The sequence below is a fragment of the Arthrobacter sp. HY1533 genome (genome assembly GCF_027568515.1).
Classification (GTDB): Bacteria; Actinomycetota; Actinomycetes; order Actinomycetales; family Micrococcaceae; genus Specibacter.
Genome location: NZ_JANKZF010000051.1, coordinates 1 through 6,247, shown reverse-complemented (window position 1 = coordinate 6,247; position 6,247 = coordinate 1). Strand labels below are relative to the sequence as shown.

Sequence of the window (6,247 nt, the reverse complement as noted above, 5' to 3'; positions counted from 1 at the left end):
CCAACCCGGCCGTGATCACCTACGACCCCGCCTACGGCTACGAAATCGGGGCGATCGTGCGCGCCGGCATCGAGCGCATGTACGGACCGGATTCCCAAGATCCCAACGTCATGTACTACATCACCGTGTACAACGAGCCGATCAGCCAGCCCAAGGCACCGGAGAACATCGACGTCGAGGGCATCAACAAGGGCATCTACCTGCTCAAGAAGAGCGAACACGACGGGCCCCGCACCCAGCTGCTGGCCTCCGGCGTGTCCGTTCCCTGGGCCCTGGAAGCCGCACAGATCCTCGCCGAAGAGTGGGGCGTCGCCGCCGATGTGTGGTCCGTGACCTCCTGGACCGAACTGCGCCGCGACGGTTTGGCTGCGGAGGAAGAATCCTTCCTGCACCCCGAACGCGAAGCCCGTGTTCCCTACATCACCGCGAAAATGGCTGATGCGCAGGGACCGGTCATCGCCGTCACCGACTACATGAAGGCCGTCCCGGACCAGGTGCGCCAGTTCCTGCCCAACGACTTCGCCACCCTCGGTGCCGACGGCTTCGGCTTCTCCGACACCCGCCAAGCCGCACGGCGCTACTTCAAGATCGACTCCCACTCCGTGGTGGTCCGCACCCTGCAAATGCTCGCCAAGCAGGGCAAGATCGACCCCAACGCAGCCGCCCAGGCAGCCGCAAAGTACGACCTCCTCAACGTCAACGCCGGCACCACCGGCAACGCAGGCGGAGAAGGCTAAAAAGCACCAAGCCTCAACGGGCGGTTGTTGTTTCTGTGGAACCTCCACAGAAACTACAACCGCCCGTTTTGCTTTGCGCCCGGTGTTCCGAGCCGCAGCAGCGGCTGCGGCACGGAACAGTTGTGGGGTTCACACAAATGGCACCCTGGGGCTCAAACACATATCCTCAAGGCATGGCAGTCAAAAATTCAGCGGCAGCAGCAAAGGATCCGGCCCCGAAGCCGGGTGCGGGCAGCAACGCGGTGCCGGAAACCCTGGAGCGGCTCCGCTCCAGCATCGGCACGCTGTCCACCATGATGCGCACCCAACTTGAAAGCACCCTGCCGTGGTACCGCAGGCTCAGCGCCGATGAGCGCTCCTCGCTGGGCCTGGTTGCCCAGAACGGCATCACGGCCTTCGTCTCCTGGTACGAGCAGCCGTCCTCGCCCAGTTGGGTGCTCTCCGATGTCTTCGGCACGGCACCCACGGAGCTGACACGCTCCATCAGCCTGCAGCGGGCACTGCAGCTCATCCGCACGGTGGTGCAGGTTGTCGAGGACAGGGTGCCTGAACTGGCAGCTCCCGAGGACCAGGTTGCACTGCGTGAGGCCGTGCTGCGCTACTCCCGCGAGGTGGCCTTCGCCGCCGCAGACGTCTATGCACGCGCGGCGGAGAACCGCGGCGCATGGGACACCCGGCTGGAGGCACTGGCCGTGGACGGAATCCTGCGCGGGGAGAATCCCGATGCCCTGCAATCGCGCATTTCCGCGCTGGGCTGGACCTCGCATGGACACTTCACCATCATGGTTGGCGCTGCCCCCGCCGAGGCCAACGCATCCTTCCTGGCCACACTGCGCCGGGCCGCGGCCCGCTTCGCGGAAGACGTCATGGTGGGCATCCAGGGCGACAAGCTGATCCTTGTCCTGGGCAAGGTGGCCGACCCAAACTCCGCCCATGTCCGCCTCAGCGAGCTGTTCGCCCCCGGACCCGTGGTTTACGGGCCGCCCGCGGCAACCCTTGGCGAGGCCACGGCCTCGGCCAAGGCGGCGTTCGCCGGCATTGCCGTGGTCAAGGGCTGGTCGGCGGCGCCACGGCCCGTCTCCGCCGATGACCTGCTGCCCGAGCGTGTCATTGGCGGCGACGAGTCGGCGCGGCGCGCACTGCTCACCGGCATCTACCGGCCCCTCGTGGCGGCATCCAACGGACTCGTGGAGACACTCGGCAGCTACCTGCAGGGCGGCCATTCACTGGAGGCCGCGGCACGGGAGCTTTTTGTCCACTCCAACACCGTCCGCTACCGCCTGCGCCGGGTCTGCGACGTCACCGGCTGGGACCCGCTGATCCCGCGCGAGGCCTTTGTCCTGCAGACCGCCATGATCGTGGGCCGGCTTGCAACACCTGCAAAGCCGCCGGCGGGAAAGTCAGGGCCCGCAGGCAAGGCCGCTCCCCCGGCCTAGGCCCAGGGCGGACGGGAACCGGCCACAGGGTGCGAATTGGTTGTTTTTCACTTAAAACCCCGTGCCGACAGCCCCGGAAACGTGCACCCGTTGTAGACTTCCTACAAATTGTGCAGAAGACCTTGGTGTATGGAAACACCGTGAATATGCCGCCAAGTTTGGAAAGCTGGTAAATGTGCTTGCAATAGTCTGCCCTGGTCAGGGCTCCCAGTCCCCCGGCTTCCTTTCACCCTGGCTTGAACGCCCGGGAGTTGCGGAACAGCTGGCCGCCCTCAGCGATGCCGCGGGCATCGACCTGCTGGCCCACGGCACCACCTCGGATGCCGAAACCATCAAGGACACGGCCGTTGCCCAGCCGCTCATTGTGGCTGCCGGGCTCATCACGGCCCAGGCCCTGCTCGGCGGCGATGCCGCGGCAGCGCTGGCCGGACGCTCCGTGGTGGTGGCCGGCCACTCCGTCGGCGAAATCACCGCCGCCGCGCTGACCGGCACGCTGTCCAGCGCAGATGCCATGGCCTTTGTCCGTGAGCGCGCCAACCGCATGGCGGATGCCGCCGCAGCCACCCCCACGGGCATGGCCGCAGTGGTGGGCGGGGACCCGGATGAGGTCATCGCCGCCATCGAGGCCGCGGGGCTGACCCCGGCCAACATGAACTCCAAGGGCCAGACGGTTGCGGCCGGCACGCTGGAGCAGATCGCCGCCCTCGTGGCAGCCCCGCCCGCCAAGGCCCGGGTCATCCCGCTCCAGGTGGCCGGCGCGTTCCACACCCACCACATGGCCCCGGCAGTGTCCGCCCTTGAGGTGCTCGCCCCGTCGCTGGCACCGCACGCACCCAAGGTGCCGCTGCTCTCCAACTACGACGGCGCCGTCGTGCCTTCCGGTGAAGCGGCACTTGCGTCGCTGATCGCCCAGGTGCAGCGCCCCGTGCGTTGGGACCTGTGCATGGAAACCATGTCGGCCATGGGCGTGACCGGACTGATCGAGCTGGCCCCGGCCGGCACCCTGACGGGCCTGGCCAAGCGCGGCATGCCCGGCATCGCCACTCTCGCCGTCAAGACGCCCGATGACCTTGAGGCTGCAGCAGAAATGCTCGCGGCGCACTCTTCGCTGGAAGAAGGAACCCTGTGAGCACCCCCACCCTGAAGCAGAAGGCCACCAACGCCGGATCACGCATCCTCGGCATTGGCGCCTACCGCCCCTCGGTCATCGTCACCAACGAGGACGTCTGCCAGTGGATCGACTCCTCCGACGAGTGGATCCAGCAGCGCACCGGCATCATCACCCGCCACCGCGCCCCGAAGGACGTCTCCGTGGTTGACATGGCCGTCTCCGCAGGCGCCGAGGCCATCGCCAAGGCCGGAATCGAGCCCTCCCAGATCGGTGCCGTGCTGGTCTCCACCGTGACGCACCCGTACGCCACGCCGTCGGCCGCCGCACAGATTGCCGACAGGCTCGGCGCCACCCCGGCACCGGCCTTCGACATCTCAGCAGCCTGCGCCGGCTACTGCTACGGCGTGGCCCAGGCCGACGCCCTGGTCCGTTCCGGCACAGCCGACTACGTGCTGGTCATCGGCGCCGAGAAGCTCTCGGACGTCATTGACAACCACGAGCGCACCATCTCCTTCCTGCTGGGCGACGGCGCCGGCGCCGTGGTCATCGGCCCCTCGGACGAGCCGGGCATCAGCCCCTCCGTCTGGGGCTCCGACGGCAGCAAGTGGGACACCATCGGCATGACCCACTCGCAGCTGGACATCCGCGACTTCAGCGAGCAGGCCATGAAGGGCGACGGCGTGGCCCTCGCCGCAGCCGACGAGGCCCACTCCACGCTGTGGCCCACCCTGCGCCAGGACGGCCAGACAGTGTTCCGCTGGGCCGTGTGGGAGATGGCAAAGATGGCCAAGAAGGCCCTGGACGAGGCCGGCATTACTGCCGATGACCTCGGCGCCTTTGTGCCGCACCAGGCCAACATGCGCATCATCGACGAGCTCGCCAAGCAGCTGAAACTGCCCGGGCACGTCATCATCGGCCGGGACATTGCCGACGCCGGCAACACCTCGGCGGCCTCCATTCCCCTGGCAACACACCGGCTGCTGGCGGAGAACCCGGAGCTCTCCGGTAAACTTTCGCTTCAGATCGGCTTTGGTGCCGGACTGGTGTTTGGCGCCCAAGTGGTGCGCCTTCCCTAAATCGCATCTCCCCTCACCCGAGGGGCGATTCATGTCTGAACAGGACCACAACCTTCGGTCCTGCGCAAAAAAGAAAAGGAGCCGTCAATGGCTAGCAACGAAGAAATCCTGGCCGGCCTGGCCGAAATCGTCAACGAAGAGACCGGCCTGGCCCCCGAGGCTGTTGAGCTGGACAAGTCCTTCACGGACGACCTGGACATCGACTCCATCTCGATGATGACCATCGTGGTCAACGCCGAAGAGAAGTTCGACGTCAAGATCCCGGACGAGGAAGTCAAGAACCTCAAGACGGTCGGCGACGCAGTCAGCTTCATCGCAGGCGCACAGGCCTAACAGCCCTGCCCGCCCCGTCCCGCTCGCGCGGAACGGGCATTGTGGTTGGCCGGTAAGCAGGACACCGGCCAACCACACAATTTCCTGCCTCACCTGCCCCCTATTTTTTTAGAGAGTTGAACCATGGCCCGCAAAGTAGTCATCACCGGATTGGGTGCCACCACGCCCATTGGCGGCGACGTCCCGACCATGTGGATGAACGCCCTGAAGGGTGTCTCCGGTGCCCACACGCTCACCGACGACTGGGTGGAAAAGTACGAACTTCCCGTGCATTTCGCCGCCAAGGCATCAACTCCCGCCACCGAGGTGCTGAGCCGCGTCGAAGCCAAGCGCATGGACCCCTCAACCCAGTTCGCCGTTGTGGCCGCCCGTGAGGCCTGGAAGGACTCCGGCATCGAGGAGATCGACCACGACCGCCTCGCCGTGGCCTTCGCCACCGGCATCGGCGGCGTCTGGACCCTCCTTGACGCCTGGGACACGCTGCGCGAAAAGGGCCCCCGCCGCGTGCTGCCCATGACCGTGCCGATGCTCATGCCCAACGGGCCTGCCGCAGCCGTCAGCCTGGACCTGGGTGCCCGCGCCGGCGCGCACACCCCCGTCTCCGCCTGCGCCTCCGGCACCGAGGCCCTGCACATTGCCCTTGAGCTGATCCGCTCGGGCAAGGCCGACGTCGTCATGGCCGGTGGCGCCGAAGCCGCCATCCACCCCATGCCCCTGGCATCCTTCGCCGCCATGCAGGCACTCTCCAAGCGCAACGATTCCCCGGAGACGGCATCACGGCCCTACGACATCAGCCGCGACGGCTTTGTCATGGGTGAAGGCGCCGGCGCACTGGTGCTGGAAGCCGAAGAGCACGCCATTGCCCGCGGCGCCCGCATCTACGGTGAGCTGGCCGGCACGGCCGTCACCGCCGACGCGTACCACATCACGGCTCCGGACCCCCAGGGACTGGGTGCCACCCGCGCCCTGAAGGCCGCCCTGTTCGACGCCCGCGCCCTGCCCGAGGACGTGGCGCACGTCAACGCGCACGCCACCTCAACCCCCGTGGGCGACAAGCCGGAGTACACCGCGCTGAAGGCCGCACTGGGAGACCACGTCAACAACGTGTGCGTCTCGGCCACGAAGTCGCAGATGGGGCACCTGCTGGGCGCCTCGGGCGCTGTCGAGTCGGTACTGACGGTCCTGGCCGTCTACCACCGCCTGGCACCGGTCACGATCAACCTGGAAAACCAGGATCCGGAAATCCCGCTGGATGTTGTCACCGGAACCCCGCGTGAACTCCCCGAGGGCGAGATCATGGCGCTGAACAACTCGTTCGGCTTCGGCGGCCACAACGCAGTTGTTGCCATCCGCAGCACGGGCCCCAAGGTTGAAATGGCCTAGCTACACCCTTGCACGGACAAGAACGACGGCGGCGCCCACCATTTGGGCGAGTTCTAGCGGTCGTTGCAACACCTAGTTTTAGGAGTTGCAACGACCGTGTCGTCTTTAACGAAAAAGTTGGATCTGGTGGGGGATCCAGAGTTGCCGCGGAAATGGCGGCGGTCCTCGCCG

Annotated in this window: 6 protein-coding genes; all 6 read left to right on the top strand. The window is 66.6% G+C overall.

The genetic code is table 11. The features are described 5' to 3' along the window. Positions 1-737, top strand: a 737-nt coding sequence (locus PCK14_RS19200; RefSeq protein WP_442864768.1) for a transketolase-like TK C-terminal-containing protein, incomplete at its 5' end; no start/stop codon positions are given. Positions 738-910: 173 nt separating this feature from the next. Beyond that, a complete protein-coding gene (locus tag PCK14_RS19195; RefSeq protein WP_269940125.1) occupies positions 911-2,173 on the top strand; it encodes a PucR family transcriptional regulator in 1,263 nt (420 codons plus the stop codon). 175 nt (positions 2,174-2,348) lie between these two features. Then, the gene (locus tag PCK14_RS19190) at positions 2,349-3,302 is read left to right on the top strand and encodes an ACP S-malonyltransferase (protein ID WP_269940124.1); all 954 of its coding nucleotides are present in this window, start codon (positions 2,349-2,351) and stop codon (positions 3,300-3,302) included. Then, positions 3,299-4,360, top strand: a complete 1,062-nt coding sequence (locus PCK14_RS19185) for a beta-ketoacyl-ACP synthase III (RefSeq protein WP_269940123.1) — start codon at positions 3,299-3,301, stop codon at positions 4,358-4,360. Before PCK14_RS19190 ends, PCK14_RS19185 begins: the two co-directional genes overlap by 4 nt. An 87-nt stretch (positions 4,361-4,447) precedes the next feature. After that, positions 4,448-4,693: an acyl carrier protein gene (locus PCK14_RS19180; RefSeq protein ID WP_038462997.1), complete on the top strand. Its 246-nt coding sequence runs from the start codon at positions 4,448-4,450 to the stop codon at positions 4,691-4,693. 123 nt (positions 4,694-4,816) lie between these two features. After that, positions 4,817-6,076: a beta-ketoacyl-ACP synthase II gene (gene fabF / locus PCK14_RS19175; RefSeq protein WP_269940122.1), complete on the top strand. Its 1,260-nt coding sequence runs from the start codon at positions 4,817-4,819 to the stop codon at positions 6,074-6,076. Positions 6,077-6,247 lie beyond the last annotated feature (171 nt).